This is a genomic window from Arthrobacter sp. GW460-12-1-14-TSB2 (assembly GCF_059423525.1).
This window is the reverse complement of the sequence record NZ_JBWKYC010000001.1, coordinates 368,186-385,479: the sequence shown is the minus strand read 5'-3', so window position 1 is coordinate 385,479 and position 17,294 is coordinate 368,186. Positions and strand designations below refer to the sequence as shown.

The window sequence follows — 17,294 nt, the reverse complement described above, 5'->3', positions numbered from 1 at the left end:
GCGGCCGCTTTAGCTGTTGGTGACGGTGACGTCGTCGAGGAACATCCAAGTGTTGTCGGCCGGTACAGCGCCGTCGAGGTGGACGTTGAACCAGAGCGTCACCGTTTGACCCCTGTAGGCGGAAAGGTCGGCCGTCACCCGCGTCCAGGTTCCCGAATTGTTGTTCAACTTGAACAGCGTCCTGAGCGTGCTGCCGTTGGAACTACGTATCTGGCCTTCCATCCAGTCCCATTTACAGTTGTTCCTGTTCTTGTTCCCGCACGTGGCGTCAGCAGTGTGCGGCTGGTACCAAAACGACAGGGTGGACGTCCCCGTGAGCGGAACGGTGATGGACTGGGACAGTGTGCTGTCTCCCAGCGGCTCGCTGCCGCCGGTGACGCCAAGCAGCGCAGCGCCGGTACCGCTGTGCGCCGTGCCCGCAGGTCTGGGCAGGGATATGCCGGCCGCCGTCCACGATGCCAGCCCGGACTCAAACCCTCCGTTGGACACCATGGACTGGGGAGCAGACGGTGTCACCGGGGTGCTGGCAGCGGACTGTGCCGAGGTTCCGACGGAGTTGGTGGCCGTGACTGTGAAGGTGTACGTGGTGCCGTTCGCCAGCCCGGTGACAGTGGTGCCGGCGGCCGGTGGGTTGCCGGTCACCTGCACCGGAGCCTGGGCCACTGAGCCCGCGAAGGGTGTGACTGTGTACGAAGTGATGGCCGAGCCTCCATTGCCGGGGGCCGACCAGGTGACCGTGGCCGGGGCGTTGCCGGCTACTGCGGTGACGCCGGTAGGGGCAGCCGGGACAGTGGCGGCAGGGCCCGTGACCGTGACAGGGTTGGTGACTGATCCGGTGGCGCCCAGGTTGTCCGTCACTGTCAGTTTCACCTGGTACGTCCCGCCGGAAGAATAGATGTGTGTGGGCCTCACACCGGTGCCTGCGGGCGAGCCGTCGCCGAAGTCCCAGCTGTAGGAGGCGATGGAGCCGTCCGGATCCGCGGATCCGGAGCCGTCGAATGACGCCGTCAATCCTGATGCCGACGACGTGAAGGCAGCTGAGGGCAAGTGGTTGGCCGGAGACTGAGTGCCCAGGAACGTGGCATCAAAGGAATTCAGGTCCACCACTACGCCGTTCAAAGTCTGGTTGAACTTCTGCTGGACACCGATGCGCATGTTCGTGGAGGTATTCCATCCTCCGTAGGGAACGGGCGTGGGCACGGCATAGTCAGCCGCCCACGACGAGTAGTCAAGGGAACCGGCGTTGGTGTCCCACAGCGGGACGTCCGCAAAGGCTGTGCTGTTGTTCATGATCTGCGGCCACATGCCTGACCCGCTGTAGATCACCGGACGGACACCCATGCTCTTGACGCCGTCCACCATGGCCCGGGTAACCGGCACACCGCCGGTCTCGACATCCAGGGCAAAAAATTGAAGCTGGCTCTGGTAAGGGCCCGCAGCCGAGATCCCGCCCTGCCAGCAGCGCGGGTCACGGGTATAGACGGCGATCATGAGCCCCGCATCGAGCGCCATCTTTAGTTGGGTCTGGGTCCGGAACCAGGGATTGCACGTGCCCCATGCGGTGGAATGCATCACGTACAGGCGGAACCCCGCGTTGTAGGCCTGGACAAACCAGGCCGGGTCAGTAATGGTGTTGGCGGTGTCCAGGACTTTGACGGAAGGGTTCGGCGCCGAGTATGCGGCGGGAGCGGCAACCACTCCGGCGATGGCCAAAAAGGCCGCGACAACGGCGGCAAGGATTTTCCTACTCATAATTTGGACTCCCCAATGAGCTAAATGAGCTGATGTGTGCGGAACACCGGCCGATGCTTCGGTGAGCTTACCGTCGGGGATCAGGGGGCAGCCCGAGTGTCGGCCACCCGAATGGGCGGCTCACCACACCCCACCGCCTGCGGTGACCACTCGGAGGCCGACAAGACCGGGCGCAGTCCGGGGCAGCCTCACCGCCCGGCGGATGTGATGTTAAACGCTCTCCGCGTGCCCGGCGGGCAGCCGGGCCGGGATGGCGCGTGTGGTAATTTTGGAGGGCAAATGTTCCTTTTTTAATTCCGTCCCGTGAGGCGGGGAAAGGGGAGACGAGCGTTGACATCAGTCACAGAAGCACCGGTTCCGGCCAGGGTTGTGCTCAACTCTGCGGACATTGACCGTGCACTCACTCGTATCGCCCATGAGATCCTCGAGGCCAACAAGGGTTCCCAGGATCTGGTACTGCTGGGCATTCCGCGCCGCGGCTATCCGCTGGCCGTGCGCCTGGCCAAGAAGATCGCCGCCGCCGATCCCAGCGTGGATGCTGCCGCCATCGTGGGCCAGCTGGACGTCACCATGTTCCGGGACGATCTGTCCCACCAGCCCACGCGGCCGCCCTATCCCACGCAGCTGCCCCGCACCGGCATCGACAACAAGGTCGTGGTGCTGATCGATGACGTCCTCTACTCCGGCCGGACCATCCGCGCGGCACTGGACGCCATCGTTGACCTGGGCCGCCCACGCATCGTCCGGCTCGCGGTCATGATCGACCGCGGCCACCGTGAACTGCCGATCCGTGCCGACCACGTCGGAAAGAACCTCCCCACCTCCTCCTCCGAAAAAGTCCGGGTCCGGCTTGAAGAGACCGATTCCGTTGACGGCATGCCGGTCAACGAAGTGGTCATCGAGGCAGGCGCATGAAGCACCTGCTTTCCACCGAAGGCCTCAGCCTGGCTAACGCCATCCGCATCCTCGACACGGCGGAGGAGATGGCCGCGGTGGGCGACCGCGAGGTCAAGAAGCTCCCGGCTCTCCGGGGCCGGACCGTGGTGAACCTGTTCTTCGAGGACTCCACCCGCACCCGCATCTCCTTTGAAGCGGCAGCGAAGCGGCTGTCGGCGGACGTCATCAACTTCGCCGCCAAGGGATCCTCCGTCTCCAAGGGCGAATCCCTCAAAGACACCGCCCAGACGCTTGCCGCCATGGGGGCGGACGCCGTCGTCATCCGCCACTGGGCGTCCGGCGCGCCGCACCGGCTGGCCGCCACGGACTGGATCGACGCCGCCGTCATCAACGCCGGCGACGGCACCCATGAACACCCCACTCAAGCGCTGCTGGATGCCTTCACCATGCGACGGCACTGGGCACGGCTCCACGGAACGCCGTCCGCCGGCGCGGATCTGAAGGGCATGCGCGTCGCCATCGCCGGCGACGTCCTGCACTCCCGAGTGGCCCGGTCGAACGTCTGGCTGCTCCGCACCCTCGGCGCGGAGGTCACGCTGGTGGCGCCGCCCACCCTCCTGCCCATCGGCGTCGGACAATGGCCCTGCAGCGTGAGTTACGACATGGACGAAACCCTGGCGAAGGGCGTGGACGCCGTGATGATGCTCCGCGTCCAGGGCGAACGGATGAACGCCTCCTTCTTCCCGACAACGCGCGAATACTCCCGCCGCTGGGGCTTCGACGACAACCGCCTCCGGGCCCTGGACAAACTGGGCCTGAAGGACACCATCATCATGCACCCCGGCCCCATGAACCGGGGCCTTGAAATATCTTCCGCTGCCGCGGATTCGCCCCGTTCCACCGTGCTGGCGCAGGTCCGCAACGGCGTGTCCGTCCGGATGGCCGCCCTGTACCTGCTGCTCTCCGGGGACACCCGGGAACCGGCAGCCACCCAGACCCCCGCATATTCCACCAAGGAGAGCCACTGATGGCACACGATCAACAGGATGCAACCCACACCGGGTCATACCTCATCCGCGGCGCGGCGATTCTCGGCGGCGCAGCCCAGGACCTCCTGATCCGCGACGGCATCATCGCCGAACGCGGCACCGACCTGGCGGGCACCGACGCGGCTGACGGCGCCACCGTCATCGAGGCCGCCGGCCTGGTGGCCCTGCCCGGCATGGTGGACATCCACACGCACCTTCGCGAACCCGGGCGGGAAGACGCCGAAACGGTGGAGACCGGCACCCGCGCGGCCGCCCTCGGCGGTTACACGGCCGTGCACGCCATGGCCAACAGCAACCCCGTGGCGGACACCGCAGGCGTGGTGGAACAGGTGTACACCCTGGGACGCGCCGCCGGCTGGGTGGACGTCCGTCCCGTGGGCGCGGTCACTGTAGGCCTCGCCGGCGAACAGCTGGCCGAGCTCGGCGCCATGGCCGATTCCCGCGCCAAGGTCCGGGTGTTCTCCGATGACGGCATCTGCGTCCACGACCCCGTGCTCATGCGCCGCGCCCTCGAATACGTCAAGGCGTTCGACGGCGTGGTGGCCCAGCACGCGCAGGAACCCCGGCTCACCGCCGGTGCCCAGATGAACGAAGGCGACGTCTCTGCAGTCCTCGGACTGACGGGCTGGCCCGCCGTCGCGGAGGAAAGCATCATCGCCCGTGACGTCCTGCTGGCCCAGCACGTCGGGTCCAGGCTGCACGTCTGCCACGTTTCCACGGCAGGCTCGGTGGAGATCATCCGCTGGGCCAAGGCCCGCGGTATCAACGTCACCGCCGAAGTGACCCCGCACCACCTCCTCCTGACCGACGAACTGGTCCGCAGCTACGATCCCGTCTACAAGGTGAACCCGCCGCTGCGCACGGACTCCGATGTCCAGGCGCTCCGCGGGGCCCTGGCGGACGGCACTATCGACGTCGTCGGTACGGACCACGCCCCGCACCCGAGCGAACACAAGGAATGCGAATGGGCGCAGGCCGCTATGGGCATGACCGGCTTGGAAACCGCACTGTCCGTGGTGCAGGAGACCATGATCGAAACCGGCCTCATGGGCTGGGAGGACTTCGCCCGGGTCACCTCCACAGCTCCCGCCATGATCGGACGGGTGGCGGACCAGGGGCGTCCGCTGGAGGTGGGCGAACCCGCCAACGTCATACTGGTGGACCCGGCTGCGCGCTGGACCGTGGACCCTTCTAAGATGGCAACCATGGGCCGTAACTCTCCGTTCGCCGGAAGGGAACTCCCGGGCAAGGTCGTGGCGACGTTCTTCAAGGGCCATCCCACCGTCCTGAACGGTGAGCTCAACACCCCGTACCGCCACGGATCGCAGTCGGAAAAAACCGGTCCGGCGGGCGCCAACTGATGGACAACAAAACACTCACCCTGGTCATCACGCTGCCGCTCATCGCGCTCGTGCTGGCCATGATCGGCGCCGGCTGGCGGAGCCGCCTGCGGCGCCAGTCCGACGTCGAACAATTGCCCGCGGTGCCTGCGGAACTGAGCCTGCCGCTTGCCACGGCCGACGGACAGTATGTCGCCACCACCACGGCGGGCGACTGGCTGGACCGCATTGCCGTTCAGGGCCTGGGAATCCGGACCAACGCCGAACTCACCGTCCACCCCGAAGGCGTGCTGTTCGAGCGTGCAGGTGCCGGACCGGTCTTCATCCCGGCCGGCAGGCTCACCGGAGTCCGCCAGGACAGCGGCATGGCCGGGAAGTTCGTCGAGAAAGACGGACTCCTGATGGTCAGCTGGTCGCTGGGCGGCCGTGAACTGGACACCGGGTTCCGGACCCGGCGCGCCGCCGACAAACAGGCCATCCTCGACGCCTTTCAAGAATTGATCTCCGCAGCCCCTCAGGCAGATGCCGATAGTGGAAAGTAACAACGTGACAGAAACCCAAGTAACAGCAAACGCAGATACTGCACCTGAACAGGGAACGTCCGCGCCCGCCGTGCTGGTGCTCGAGGACGGCCGCATCTTCCGCGGCACCAGCTACGGCGCCACCGGCACCGCCCTGGGCGAGGCGGTCTTCGCCACCGGCATGACCGGCTACCAGGAGACCATCACCGATCCCTCCTACGCGCGCCAGCTCGTGGTCCAGACGGCGCCGCACATCGGCAACACCGGCGTCAACGCCGACGACGCCGAGTCCCGCCGCATCTGGGTGGCCGGCTACATTGTCCGCGACGCTGCGCGCCGGCCCTCCAACTGGCGCTCCGAGCGGTCCCTCGACGACGAACTCGTGGAACAGGGCATTGTGGGCATCCAGGGCGTCGACACCCGGGCCATCACCCGCCACCTGCGCGAACACAAGACCATGCGTGCCGGGATCTTCTCCGGCGAAGCGGCCCGCGCCACGGACAAGGAACTGCTCGACGCCGTGCTGGCCAGCGCGCCGATGGAAGGCGCCCGCCTCGCGGAGGAAGTCAGTGTTGACGAGGCCTACATTGTGGAACCGAAGGACTGGGGCTGGGACGGCGAGCCGCGCTTCAACATCGCCGCAATCGACCTCGGCATCAAGCGCATGACCCCCATCCGCTTTGCCGAGCGCGGCGTCCGCGTCCACGTCCTGCCGGCGACGGCCACCCTGGCTGACGTGCAGGCGGTCAACCCGGACGGATTCTTCATGTCCAACGGCCCGGGCGACCCCGCCACGGCGGACAACCAGGTCAAGCTGCTCCGCTCGGTGCTGGACGAGAAACTTCCGTACTTCGGTATCTGCTTCGGCAACCAGATCCTGGGCCGGGCCCTCGGCTTCGGCACCTACAAGCTCCGCTACGGGCACCGCGGCATCAACCAGCCCGTCATGGACCGCCGCACCGGCAAGGTTGAGATCACCTCGCAGAACCACGGCTTCGCCGTGGATGCCCCGCTCGACGGCGCCACCCAGGCGCCCGAGGAGCGGTTCGGCCGCGTCGAGGTCAGCCACGTGAGCCTCAACGACGACGTCGTGGAAGGACTCTCCTGCCTGGACATCCCCGCCTTCTCGGTGCAGTACCACCCGGAAGCCGCCTCCGGACCGCACGATGCGGCGTACCTTTTCGACCGCTTCATCGAGCTGATGGCGGACACCAAGAAGGCAGCCGCTGCTTCAGCTGGCGCCGACTCCAAAACTTCCACTGAATCCAAGACTGAGGACAAGAAGTAATGCCCAAGAGAACTGACCTTAAGAGCGTCCTGGTCATCGGTTCCGGTCCCATCGTGATCGGCCAGGCCGCCGAGTTCGACTACTCCGGCACACAGGCTCTCCGCGTCCTCAAGGAGGAAGGCCTGCGAGTTATCCTGGTCAACTCCAACCCGGCCACCATCATGACGGACCCCGAGTTCGCCGATGCCACCTACGTGGAGCCCATCACCCCCGAAGTGGTGGAAAAGATCATCGCCAAGGAACGGCCGGACGCGATCCTGCCCACCCTGGGCGGCCAGACGGCCCTGAACACCGCTATTGCGCTGGACAAGAACGGCGTGCTGGAAAAGTACAACGTGGAACTGATCGGCGCGAACATCGCGGCGATCGAACTCGGCGAAGACCGCGAGAAGTTCAAGGGCGTCGTGGAACGCTGCGGTGCCGAGTCGGCCCGCAGCCACATCATCCACACCATTGACGAGGCCCTGAAGGCGGCCGAAGACCTCGGCTACCCGATGGTCGTCCGGCCCTCCTTCACCATGGGCGGCCTTGGCTCCGGCCTGGCCTACGACGAGGGCGACCTCCGCCGGATCGTCGGCCAGGGCCTGCAGTACAGCCCCACCAGCGAGGTCCTGCTCGAAGAGAGCATCCTCGGCTGGAAGGAATACGAGCTCGAGATGATGCGGGACAAGAACGACAACGTGGTTGTTGTCTGTTCCATCGAGAACTTCGACCCCGTCGGCGTGCACACCGGCGACTCCATCACGGTGGCTCCCGCACTGACCCTGACGGACCGGGAATACCAGCGCCTGCGCGACATTTCCATCGCGGTCATCCGCGAAGTGGGCGTGGACACTGGCGGCTGCAACATCCAGTTCGCCGTCGAACCGGACACGGGACGCGTCGTCGTCATCGAAATGAACCCCCGCGTCTCCCGGTCCTCGGCGCTGGCTTCCAAGGCCACCGGCTTCGCCATCGCCAAGATCGCCACCAAGCTGTCCCTGGGCTACACCCTGGACGAGATCCCCAACGACATCACGCAGAAGACCCCGGCGTCGTTCGAACCGACGCTCGACTATGTCGTAGTCAAGGTTCCGCGGTTCGCTTTTGAGAAGTTCCCGGCAGCTGACCCGACCCTCACCACCACCATGAAATCGGTGGGCGAGGCCATGGCCATGGGCCGCAACTTCACCGAAGCCCTGCAGAAGGCGCTCCGCTCCCTCGAGCAGAAGGGCTCGCAGCTGGACTTCAGCCACGTTCCCGAATGGGAAGTACCGGAGCTGATCGAAAAGTCCAAGCGGCCCACCACCGAACGCCTGCACCAGGTGCAGCGCGCGCTGCTCGGTGGCGCCACGGTGGAGCAGCTCTTTGAGGCCACCAAGATCGACCCGTGGTACCTGGACCAGCTCCAGCTGCTCAATGAGATCTCGCAGGAGATCCGCAAGTCCACCGCCCTGACCCAGGAGATGCTGCAGCGCGCCAAGCGCCACGGCTTCTCCGACGAGCAGATCGGCGCCCTCACCAACAACCAGGAAGCCGTGGTCCGGGGCGTCCGCCAGGCGCTGGGCATCCGCCCGGTCTACAAGACCGTGGACACCTGCGCCGCGGAATTCGCCGCCTACACGCCGTACCACTACTCGTCCTACGACGAGGAGGACGAGGTGGCGCTGCACTCCAAGCCGTCCATCATCATCCTGGGGTCCGGCCCCAACCGCATCGGCCAGGGCATCGAGTTCGACTACTCCTGCGTCCACGCTTCGATGGCGCTCCGCAAGGCCGGCTATGAGACCGTCATGGTCAACTGCAACCCGGAAACCGTCTCCACCGACTACGACGTCTCCACACGCCTCTACTTCGAACCGCTGACCCTCGAGGACGTCCTTGAAGTCATCGCGGCGGAGGAGCGCACCGGCGGCGTCATGGGCGTGTTCGTCCAGCTCGGCGGCCAGACCCCGCTCAAGCTCGCCCAGCAACTGGCCGACGCCGGCGTGCCGATCCTCGGCACATCGCCGGAAGCGATCGACCTTGCCGAACACCGGGGCGCATTCTCCCGCGTGCTGGACGAGGCCGGGCTCATCTCGCCCAAGAACGGCACCGCCGTGTCCTTCGAGGACGCCAAGAAGATCGCCGACGAAATCGGCTACCCGGTCCTGGTCCGCCCGTCCTACGTGCTGGGCGGACGCGGCATGGAGATCGTCTACGACGAGCCCAACCTCTCGCGCTACATCGCCAACGCCACCGAGATCACCACCGAACACCCCGTGCTGATCGACCGGTTCCTGGAAGACGCCGTCGAAATCGACGTCGACGCGCTCTACGACGGCACCGAAATGTACCTCGGCGGCATCATGGAGCACATCGAAGAAGCCGGCATCCACTCCGGCGACTCCGCCTGTGTGCTGCCTCCGATCACGCTCGGCAACAACGTGATCGAGCGCGTACGCACCGCCACGCTGGCCATCGCCGAGGGCGTGGGTGTCCGCGGCCTCATCAACATCCAGTTCGCCCTGGCCTCCGACGTCCTGTATGTCCTCGAAGCCAACCCGCGTGCCTCCCGCACGGTGCCTTTCGTCTCCAAGGCCACTGGCGTGCAGATGGCCAAGGCTGCAGCACTGATCGGCACCGGTGTGACCATCAACCAGCTCCGCAGCGCCTACAAGATGCTGCCGGAAACCGGTGACGGCTCCACCCTGCCGTTCGACGCACCCGTCTCCGTCAAGGAAGCCGTGCTGCCCTTCAGCCGCTTCCGTACGCCGGAGGGCAAGGTCGTCGACTCCCTCCTCGGCCCGGAAATGCGCTCCACCGGCGAGGTCATGGGCATCGACAAGCACTTCGACACGGCCTTCGCCAAGAGCCAGGCGGCCGCGAACAACGCGCTGCCCACCGAAGGGAAGATCTTCGTGTCCGTGGCCAACCGGGACAAGCGCTCGGTGATCATGGGCGTCAAGCGCCTCTCCGACCTCGGCTTCGAGATCGTCTCCACCGGCGGCACCGCGGACGTCCTGCGCCGCAACGGCATCCAGGCCACCCCGGTCCGCAAGGTCGCCGAAGGCAGCAGCGCCGAAGGCGAAGGCACCATCGCCGACCTCATCATCGCCGGCGAGATCGACATGGTCTTCAACACGCCTTCCGGCGGCGAAGCCCGCATCGACGGCTACGAACTGCGCGCGGCGGCAACGTCCATCGGCATTCCGTGCATCACCACGGTGGCCGAGTTCAATGCGGCCGTCCAGGCCATCGAAGCGCTGCGCACCTACGAATGGTCCGTCACCAGCCTGCAGGAGCACGCCGCCGCACTGGCGGCTTCGCAAACGAGGGCCGCGCAGGAAGCAGCAGCGCACCATGCCTGAGCAGGACGCTACAACCATGGCCGGCCGGGAGTCTTTCGGCTCCCGGCTCGGCCGGGCCATGGCGGACCGCGGTCCGCTGTGCGTGGGGATCGATCCGCACCCGGCGCTGCTGAAGGCCTGGGGACTGAACGACGACGCCGCCGGCCTGGAGCGCTTCTCGCTCACCGTTGTGGAGGCAGTGGGTTCGCTCGCTGCCGCCGTGAAGCCGCAGGTGGCCCTCTACGAACGCCACGGTTCCGCAGGCATGGCGGTGCTCGAACGTACGCTCGCAGCTGCCGCCGATGCCGGCGTGCTGACCATCGCCGACGCCAAGCGGGGCGACATCGGCTCCACGATGGCGGCCTACGCGGACGCGTGGCTGAGGGACGGTTCGTCGCTGGCCGCGGATTCGGTGACCCTTAGCCCCTACCTTGGCTTCGAATCACTGCGCCCTGCCCTTGACCTTGCGGCGGAATATGGCCGCGGGGTCTTCGTCCTGGCATTGACGTCCAATCCGGAAGGCGCCTCCGTCCAGCACGTGGGAGGCACGGATTCGGTGGCGCGCCGGATTGTCGAGGCAGCGGCGGGTGAAAACCGTCGGTACCCGGGCGCGCTGGGCTCTGTGGGCCTGGTGGTTGGCGCCACTGTGGGGGAGGCACTGGTGGACCTGCAGCTGGACCTGGAAGCGGTGCGCGGGATCATCCTCGCACCGGGGCTCGGCGCTCAGGGCGCCACGGCCGCGGATCTGCGGGCAACTTTCGGTGCCGCCTATTCGCAGGTCCTGGGCACCTCAAGCCGGGACATCCTCTCGGCAGGGCCCGCCGTTGTCGGACTCCGGGAGGCCGCACTGCGCACCCTGCAGCCCCTGCTGACCAGCTGATCCATCGATTTCCGCCTCCATTGATTTCTGCGCCAGGCAAAGGGTAGGTTCGGAGGACTCCTAGGACCCTTGCCTTGGATCCGACCGACGATATCGGGGTGACTTGAGTGAGCCTGCGGCCCCTGACAGACCAGGAACGCGCGGAAGCACTGGGCAAGGCTGCGGCTGCCCGGGCAGCCCGGGCGGAAGCCAAGGAGCAGCTAAAGCTCGGAACGCTCACTGTGGCTGACCTCCTCGCCTCCGGGGACGGTGATTCCGCCATCGCGCGGATGAAAGTCTCCGAGATGCTGGAGGCGCTCCCCGGTGTAGGCCGCGTCACGGCGGCCGCCATCATGGACGAGCTGGGTATTGCCGTATCCCGCAGGCTGCGGGGGCTCGGCATTCACCAGCGCCGGGCGCTGGTAGATTTTATGAACGAGAATCACGTCCATCCGAATAACGCCCAAAGGAATATGTGAGCAAGAAACCGGGACTGACAGTCCTCGCCGGCCCGACGGCTGTTGGCAAAGGCACCGTGTCCACCTACATCCGGGACAACTATCCTGAAGTCTGGCTTTCCGTCTCGGCCACCACCCGGGCTCCGCGACCGGGGGAGCAGGACGGCGTTCACTACTTCTTCAAGTCGGCCGAGGAATTTGACGCGCTGGTGGCCGACGGCGAGCTTCTGGAGTGGGCCGTGGTCCACGGCCGCAACCGGTACGGCACGCTCCGCAGCACCGTGGACGCGGCCATCGCCGATGGCCGTTCCGTACTGCTGGAGATTGATCTGCAGGGCGCGCGCCAGGTCAAGCAGGCCGTTCCGGAGGCGCAATTCGTGTTCCTCGCCCCGCCCACCTGGGAGGAAATGGTCCGCCGCCTGGTGGGCCGCGGCACGGAAACAGCCGAGGAACAGCAGCAGAGACTGGAAACCGCTAAACTAGAACTTGCCGCTGAGCCGGAGTTCGATCACACCGTTATCAATGATGACGTTCGACGCGCAGCGGACGAGCTTGTTTCACTCATGGGGCTGACCCCGCACCCGCACTAGCCGCAGGGTCGGATCGGCCCGTTAGAATTTGGAGAATTCGTGTCCACGAACCTTGAAGGCATCATCAACCCGCCGATCGACGAGCTGCTCAAGGCAGCTGATTCCAAGTACGGCCTGGTGATCTTCGGTGCCAAGCGTGCACGTCAGATCAACGCATACTACGCCCAGCTGCACGAGGGCCTGTTCGAATACGTTGGCCCGCTGGTCGACACCAAGCTGAACGAGAAGTCGCTGTCCATCGCCCTGCGCGAAATCAACGAAGGCAAGCTCGTTTCCACGCCGATCGAACCCGCAGAGTAGATCGCCGTACATACAAAGACTGCCTGTTGACGGAGGTCACGTGCGCATAGTCCTCGGAGTCGGGGGAGGGATTGCCGCCTACAAGGTGGCATCGCTCCTCCGGCTTTTTACTGAAGCCGGACACAACGTCACGGTGATCCCCACGGAGGCGGCCAACCGCTTTGTTGGTGTGGCCACCTGGGAAGCCCTGTCCGGCAACCCGGTCAGCAACAGCGTCTTCGACGACGTTCCGTCGGTCAACCACGTACGCCTGGGGCATGAGGCGGACCTCATCGTGGTGGCCCCGGCCACGGCGGACCTCCTGGCGCGTGCCGCCGGCGGCCACGCCAACGACCTCCTCACCAACACCCTCCTGATGGCCAGCGGTCCGGTGCTGATGGCGCCCGCCATGCACACTGAAATGTGGCTGCACGCTGCCACCCAAGCCAATGTGGAAACGCTGCGCAGCCGGGGCGTGACGGTCCTTGAACCCGCTAGCGGCCGGCTCACCGGTTCCGACTCAGGCCCCGGCCGGCTGCCGGAGCCCGAAGCCATCTTCGCGGCTGCACTTGCCCTGATGCAGGGCAGCGCAGTTTCCGGGCAGCTGCCGCTGGCCGGGCGCAGGGTCACCATCAGCGCAGGCGGCACACGGGAACCGCTGGACCCGGTACGGTTCCTCGGCAACCGCTCGTCCGGAAAACAGGGAGTCGCACTTGCCGTGGCAGCCCGCGACGCCGGCGCGAGCGTCCGGCTGCTGGCCGCCCACATGGACGTACCGGCCCCCGCCGGCGTCGAGGTGGTCCGGGTCGAAACGGCGCTCCAGCTCAGGGAAGCGGCGCTTCGCGCGGCAGCCGATTCCGACGTCGTCATTATGGCCGCCGCTGTGGCGGACTTCCGGCCCGCTGAGGTGTCCGACACCAAAATCAAGAAGCGGGATGACACCGCCGATCCAGTGATCAACCTGCTCCGCAACCCGGACATCCTGCACGAACTCGTGGAGGTCCGCGCGGCGAGCAGGCCCGGTCAGCTGATCGTGGGGTTTGCCGCGGAAACCGGCGACGCGGAGGGGGACGTGCTGGACCACGCCGAGGCCAAACTGCGGAAAAAAGGCTGCGACCTGCTGGTGGTCAACCACGTGGGAGAGGGCCTGGTATTCGGCCAGGACAACAACTCCGTGGTCATCCTTTCCCGCACCGGCTCCGAACCACAAGCGGCATCCGGCTCGAAGGACGAAGTTGCGGCGGCTGTTATTGACCGCATCAGCTCCGAGTTGAGCCGCGTTATCCCACGAGCTTGAACGGCCGGCGTGTGCAAGGCCTCCTTAGCAGGGGGACATATGCCGAGGCCTGACCGATTCCCAACCAGTAAGGTAGTTGAGTGACTTTACCGCTGCACATTCCCGCATCCCATGGCGCGACGCCGCCATCCCTTCGTCTCTTCACGTCGGAGTCCGTGACTGAAGGCCATCCGGACAAGATCTGCGACCAGATCAGCGATGCAATCCTGGATGCCCTGCTGGCGAAGGACCCCGAGTCCCGCGTGGCAGTCGAGACGCTGGCCACCACCGGACTGGTGCACGTAGCGGGCGAAGTCACCACTGACGCCTACGTGGAGATCCCGCAGATCGTCCGCGAGACCATCCTGGGGATCGGCTATGACTCCTCCGCCAACGGGTTTGACGGAGCACGCTGCGGCGTCTCCGTATCCATCGGCCAGCAGTCCAACGACATCGCCGGCGGCGTGTTCAACTCCCTGGAAGCCCGCGAAGGCCGCCAGGAAGACGACTACGACCTCCAGGGTGCCGGGGACCAGGGACTCATGTTCGGCTACGCCAGCGATGAGACGCCGTCCTACATGCCCGTGCCGATCTGGATTGCGCACCGCCTCTCAGAGCGCCTCACCGAAGTGCGCAAGAACGGCGAGCTTCCGTACCTCCGCCCGGACGGCAAGACCCAGGCCACGATCGGCTACGACCGCGACCGGCCGGTCTCCGTCGAAACCATCGTGATCTCCAGCCAGCACGCGGAGGGCGCCAGCCTCGAGCAGCTGCGCGCCGACCTTGCCACGCACGTGATCGACCCCGTGCTGGCGGCAGCCAACCTGGACATCTCCCGTACGCACAACATCCTCAATCCCGCCGGAGCGTTCGTGATCGGCGGCCCCGTGGGCGACGCCGGCCTGACCGGCCGAAAGATCATCGTGGACACCTACGGCGGCATGGCGCGCCACGGCGGCGGTGCCTTCTCCGGCAAGGATCCGTCCAAGGTAGACCGCTCCGCGGCCTACGCGATGCGCTGGGTGGCCAAGAACGTGGTGGCTGCGGGCCTTGCCAAGCGCGCCGAGATCCAGATCGCCTACGCCATCGGCCAGGCACGGCCCGTGGGCACCTACGTCGAGACCTTCGGCACGGAAACGGTGGATCCCGAGCGCATCAGCGCGGCGATCTCGGAAATCTTCGACCTCCGTCCGCGTGCAATCATCGACGCGCTGGACCTCAAGCGGCCCATCTACACCAAGACCGCTGCGCACGGACACTTCGGCCGCGACGATCCCGACTTCACCTGGGAACGGCTTGACCGGGTGGACGACCTCAAGGCTTTCTTCAACGCCTGAGAGCCGCCGCCGGAGTAAATGTCGGTGCCGTGTGTTTGGCTGTAGCAGGGCCCCGTTCGGGCGCCCTGCTACAGTGCTTTCCGGCTGATGGAGCATTATTCCATCGCACCGGACCCATGAGCACCACAACTGGCAGATGCTGAACGGAGATTGGTCCCATCGCTTCCTTTCCCGGTGAGGCGGCCGCCACTGACGAGCCGCTCCAGCTGTCACTCCTCCAGGGGTTCCCGGCCGCCCGGCCGCAGTCTTCCGGCGGTCCTCCTCTCGCGCCGTCGTTGCCCGTAGCCAGGGTGCTCATCGAGTCTTCGCTGCCTCATCTGGACAGGCCCTTCGACTACAGCGTGCCCGCCTCTTTCGACGACGCCGCGCAGCCGGGCGTCCGGGTCAAGGTCAAGTTCAACGGCCAGGACCTTAGCGGCTACATCCTGGATCGGGTTGCTGAATCCGACGCCGGGCACGCCCTCGTGCCGCTCCAGAAAGTCGTGTCGCCCGTGCAGGTCCTCACGCCGGAATTAGCCGGACTCGCCGGCAACGTCGCAGCCCGCTACGCCGGCACCGTCAGTGACGTCCTGCGCGTGGCCATCCCTCCGCGGGTTGCCAAGCTTGAGAAGGAGCTGGCCACCGAAGGCAAGCTCTCCGCAAGCCCTCAAACGTCCGACGCCGCGGCGGACACAAAGCCGGTTGCGCCCCGCATTCCACACGCACCCGGGAACTGGTCCCGCTACGTCAACGGGACGGCCTTCCTCCGCCATCTCGGGGCGGGCGAGTCGCCGCGGGCGGTCCTTAGCGCGCTGCAGGGTTTCGGCCCTGCCGGCTGGCCCGAGCTCATCGCCGATGCTGTGGCGGCCGTCCGTGCCGCGGGCCGTGGCGCGGTGGTGGTCGTTCCGGACCACCGCGACCTGGACCGCGTTGAGGCCGCGCTGGCGCGGCTGCTGCCCCGGGAGGATATCGCCCGGCTCACCGCCGACGATGGGCCGACGCCCCGCTACCGCAGCTACCTGCGGGTGCTGACCGGAAGCGCCGGCGTTGCCGTCGGCACCCGCTCGGCGGCCTATGCCCCTGTGCACAACCTTGGCCTGGTGGTGTGCTGGGACGACGGCGACGACCTCCATATCGAACAGCGGTCGCCCTACGCCCATACCAGGGAGGTCCTGCTCCTGCGGGCGGAGCAGGAGGGGACAGCGTGCCTGCTGGCGGCGCACACACGCAGCACTGAACTGCAGCGCCTGGTGGACGCAGGCTGGGCCCGGACCGTGGAAGCCGCCCGCCCGGAGGTCCGGCGGACGGTTCCGCGTGTTGTGAACACCGCGGACAGCTTCGAACAGGAACGCGACCCCCTTGCCCGGATCGCCAGGCTGCCGGGCGCGGCATGGCGCGCTGCCAAGGAAGGCCTGGAACGCGGCCCCGTCCTGGTGCAGGTTGCCCGTGCCGGCTATGCGCCGTCGCTGGTCTGCGACTCCTGCCGGGAACCCGCCCGGTGCACGGCCTGCAGCGGGCCCCTGGCCGTTGCCGGTGCCGCCGGGTCATCCGCCGTGCCGCAGTGCCGCTGGTGTTCCGCGCCGGCTCCCGCTTGGCGCTGCAGCCACTGCACCAGCCCCAGGCTGCGCCGCTCCGCCACCGGTGTGCTGCGGACCGCGGAGGAGCTGGGCCGGGCATTCCCCGGGAAACCCGTCATCACGTCTTCAGGCGACCATGTCAAAGCCACTGTCCCGGATACGAAATCCCTCGTGGTGGCTACCGTGGGAGCGGAACCTGTGGCGGCCGGCGGCTATGCGGCCGCGCTGCTGCTGGACGGGGACTCCTTGCTGCGCCGGGAAAACCTCCGCGCCGGGGAGGACGCCGTGCGGCGCTGGTTCAACGCCGCTGCGCTCGTCAAGCCTGCCACGGATGGCGGCCTTGTGGTGATCACCGCGGATGACGCAGCCGGGGTGGGCGCACTGCTTCGCTGGGACGCAGGGGGGTACGCGCAGCGCGAACTGTCACTGAGGCAGGAACTCCAGCTGCCCCCGGCGGTACGGATTGCCTCGGTGACCGGCGGCCGGACCGCCGTCGGGCACTTTACCGAGGCCATTGAACAGAACCTGGCCCGGCAGGGCATTACCTTGCGCATGGCTGGTCCGGCGCCGGTGGTGCTGTCGAATGCACGCGCAGCCAGGCAGGAGGCCGGCGAGGACGTCCGGACGTTGCTGTTCATTCCCTACGCGCAGGCAACGGAGGCAACTCGCGTCATGCGGGCGGTCAAAGCCGCGGCGGCGGCACGGCGCACCGACGATCCGGTCCAGCTCAGGCTCGACGGCGTGGATGTGCTCTAGCTGCTGTGCCTGGTGGTGTTCTCCGGCT

General features: G+C 66.7%; 14 protein-coding genes. 13 read left to right on the top strand and 1 reads right to left on the bottom strand.

The window, feature by feature from the left end:
• Window positions 1–9: 9 nt before the first annotated feature.
• Window positions 10–1,752, bottom strand: coding sequence for a PKD domain-containing protein (locus AC07YR_RS01820; protein WP_494732860.1), 1,743 nt, complete (start codon window positions 1,750–1,752; stop codon window positions 10–12).
• Window positions 1,753–2,082: 330 nt separating this feature from the next.
• On the opposite strand from AC07YR_RS01820, the gene pyrR reads away from it, so the two are divergent.
• The 13 genes from pyrR (at window position 2,083) to AC07YR_RS01755 (ending at window position 17,266) form a co-directional block, all read left to right on the top strand.
• Window positions 2,083–2,667 (top strand): bifunctional pyr operon transcriptional regulator/uracil phosphoribosyltransferase PyrR, encoded by a 585-nt coding sequence (pyrR, locus tag AC07YR_RS01815; RefSeq protein WP_436057757.1) that lies wholly within the window; start codon window positions 2,083–2,085, stop codon window positions 2,665–2,667.
• A complete protein-coding gene (locus tag AC07YR_RS01810; RefSeq protein WP_436057756.1) occupies window positions 2,664–3,677 on the top strand; it encodes an aspartate carbamoyltransferase catalytic subunit in 1,014 nt (337 codons plus the stop codon). The genes pyrR and AC07YR_RS01810 overlap by 4 nt, the downstream gene beginning before the upstream one ends.
• Window positions 3,677–5,059 (top strand): dihydroorotase, encoded by a 1,383-nt coding sequence (locus tag AC07YR_RS01805; RefSeq protein ID WP_436057755.1) that lies wholly within the window; start codon window positions 3,677–3,679, stop codon window positions 5,057–5,059. Before AC07YR_RS01810 ends, AC07YR_RS01805 begins: the two co-directional genes overlap by 1 nt.
• The gene (locus AC07YR_RS01800) at window positions 5,059–5,580 is read left to right on the top strand and encodes a PH-like domain-containing protein (protein ID WP_436057754.1); all 522 of its coding nucleotides are present in this window, start codon (window positions 5,059–5,061) and stop codon (window positions 5,578–5,580) included. Before AC07YR_RS01805 ends, AC07YR_RS01800 begins: the two co-directional genes overlap by 1 nt.
• A complete protein-coding gene (gene carA, locus AC07YR_RS01795; RefSeq protein WP_436057753.1) occupies window positions 5,561–6,847 on the top strand; it encodes a glutamine-hydrolyzing carbamoyl-phosphate synthase small subunit in 1,287 nt (428 codons plus the stop codon). Before AC07YR_RS01800 ends, carA begins: the two co-directional genes overlap by 20 nt.
• A complete protein-coding gene (gene carB / locus AC07YR_RS01790; protein ID WP_436057752.1) occupies window positions 6,847–10,176 on the top strand; it encodes a carbamoyl-phosphate synthase large subunit in 3,330 nt (1,109 codons plus the stop codon). Before carA ends, carB begins: the two co-directional genes overlap by 1 nt.
• Window positions 10,169–11,035 carry an orotidine-5'-phosphate decarboxylase gene (gene pyrF, locus AC07YR_RS01785; RefSeq protein WP_436057751.1) on the top strand — a complete coding sequence of 289 codons (867 nt, stop codon included), beginning with the start codon at window positions 10,169–10,171 and terminating at the stop codon, window positions 11,033–11,035. Before carB ends, pyrF begins: the two co-directional genes overlap by 8 nt.
• Window positions 11,036–11,142: 107 nt before the next feature.
• Entirely contained in the window at window positions 11,143–11,493 is a 351-nt protein-coding gene (gene mihF / locus AC07YR_RS01780) for an integration host factor, actinobacterial type (RefSeq protein WP_436057750.1), read from the top strand.
• Entirely contained in the window at window positions 11,490–12,062 is a 573-nt protein-coding gene (gene gmk / locus AC07YR_RS01775) for a guanylate kinase (protein WP_436057749.1), read from the top strand. Before mihF ends, gmk begins: the two co-directional genes overlap by 4 nt.
• A 39-nt stretch (window positions 12,063–12,101) precedes the next feature.
• On the top strand, window positions 12,102–12,362 hold the full coding sequence (gene rpoZ, locus AC07YR_RS01770) for a DNA-directed RNA polymerase subunit omega (RefSeq protein WP_011692102.1): 261 nt from the start codon (window positions 12,102–12,104) through the stop codon (window positions 12,360–12,362).
• 40 nt (window positions 12,363–12,402) lie between these two features.
• Window positions 12,403–13,638 (top strand): bifunctional phosphopantothenoylcysteine decarboxylase/phosphopantothenate--cysteine ligase CoaBC, encoded by a 1,236-nt coding sequence (gene coaBC / locus AC07YR_RS01765; RefSeq protein ID WP_436057748.1) that lies wholly within the window; start codon window positions 12,403–12,405, stop codon window positions 13,636–13,638.
• 80 nt (window positions 13,639–13,718) lie between these two features.
• A complete protein-coding gene (gene metK / locus AC07YR_RS01760) occupies window positions 13,719–14,954 on the top strand; it encodes a methionine adenosyltransferase (protein WP_436057747.1) in 1,236 nt (411 codons plus the stop codon).
• A gap of 158 nt (window positions 14,955–15,112) precedes the next feature.
• The gene (locus AC07YR_RS01755; RefSeq protein ID WP_494733023.1) at window positions 15,113–17,266 is read left to right on the top strand and encodes a primosomal protein N' family DNA-binding protein; all 2,154 of its coding nucleotides are present in this window, start codon (window positions 15,113–15,115) and stop codon (window positions 17,264–17,266) included.
• Window positions 17,267–17,294 lie beyond the last annotated feature (28 nt).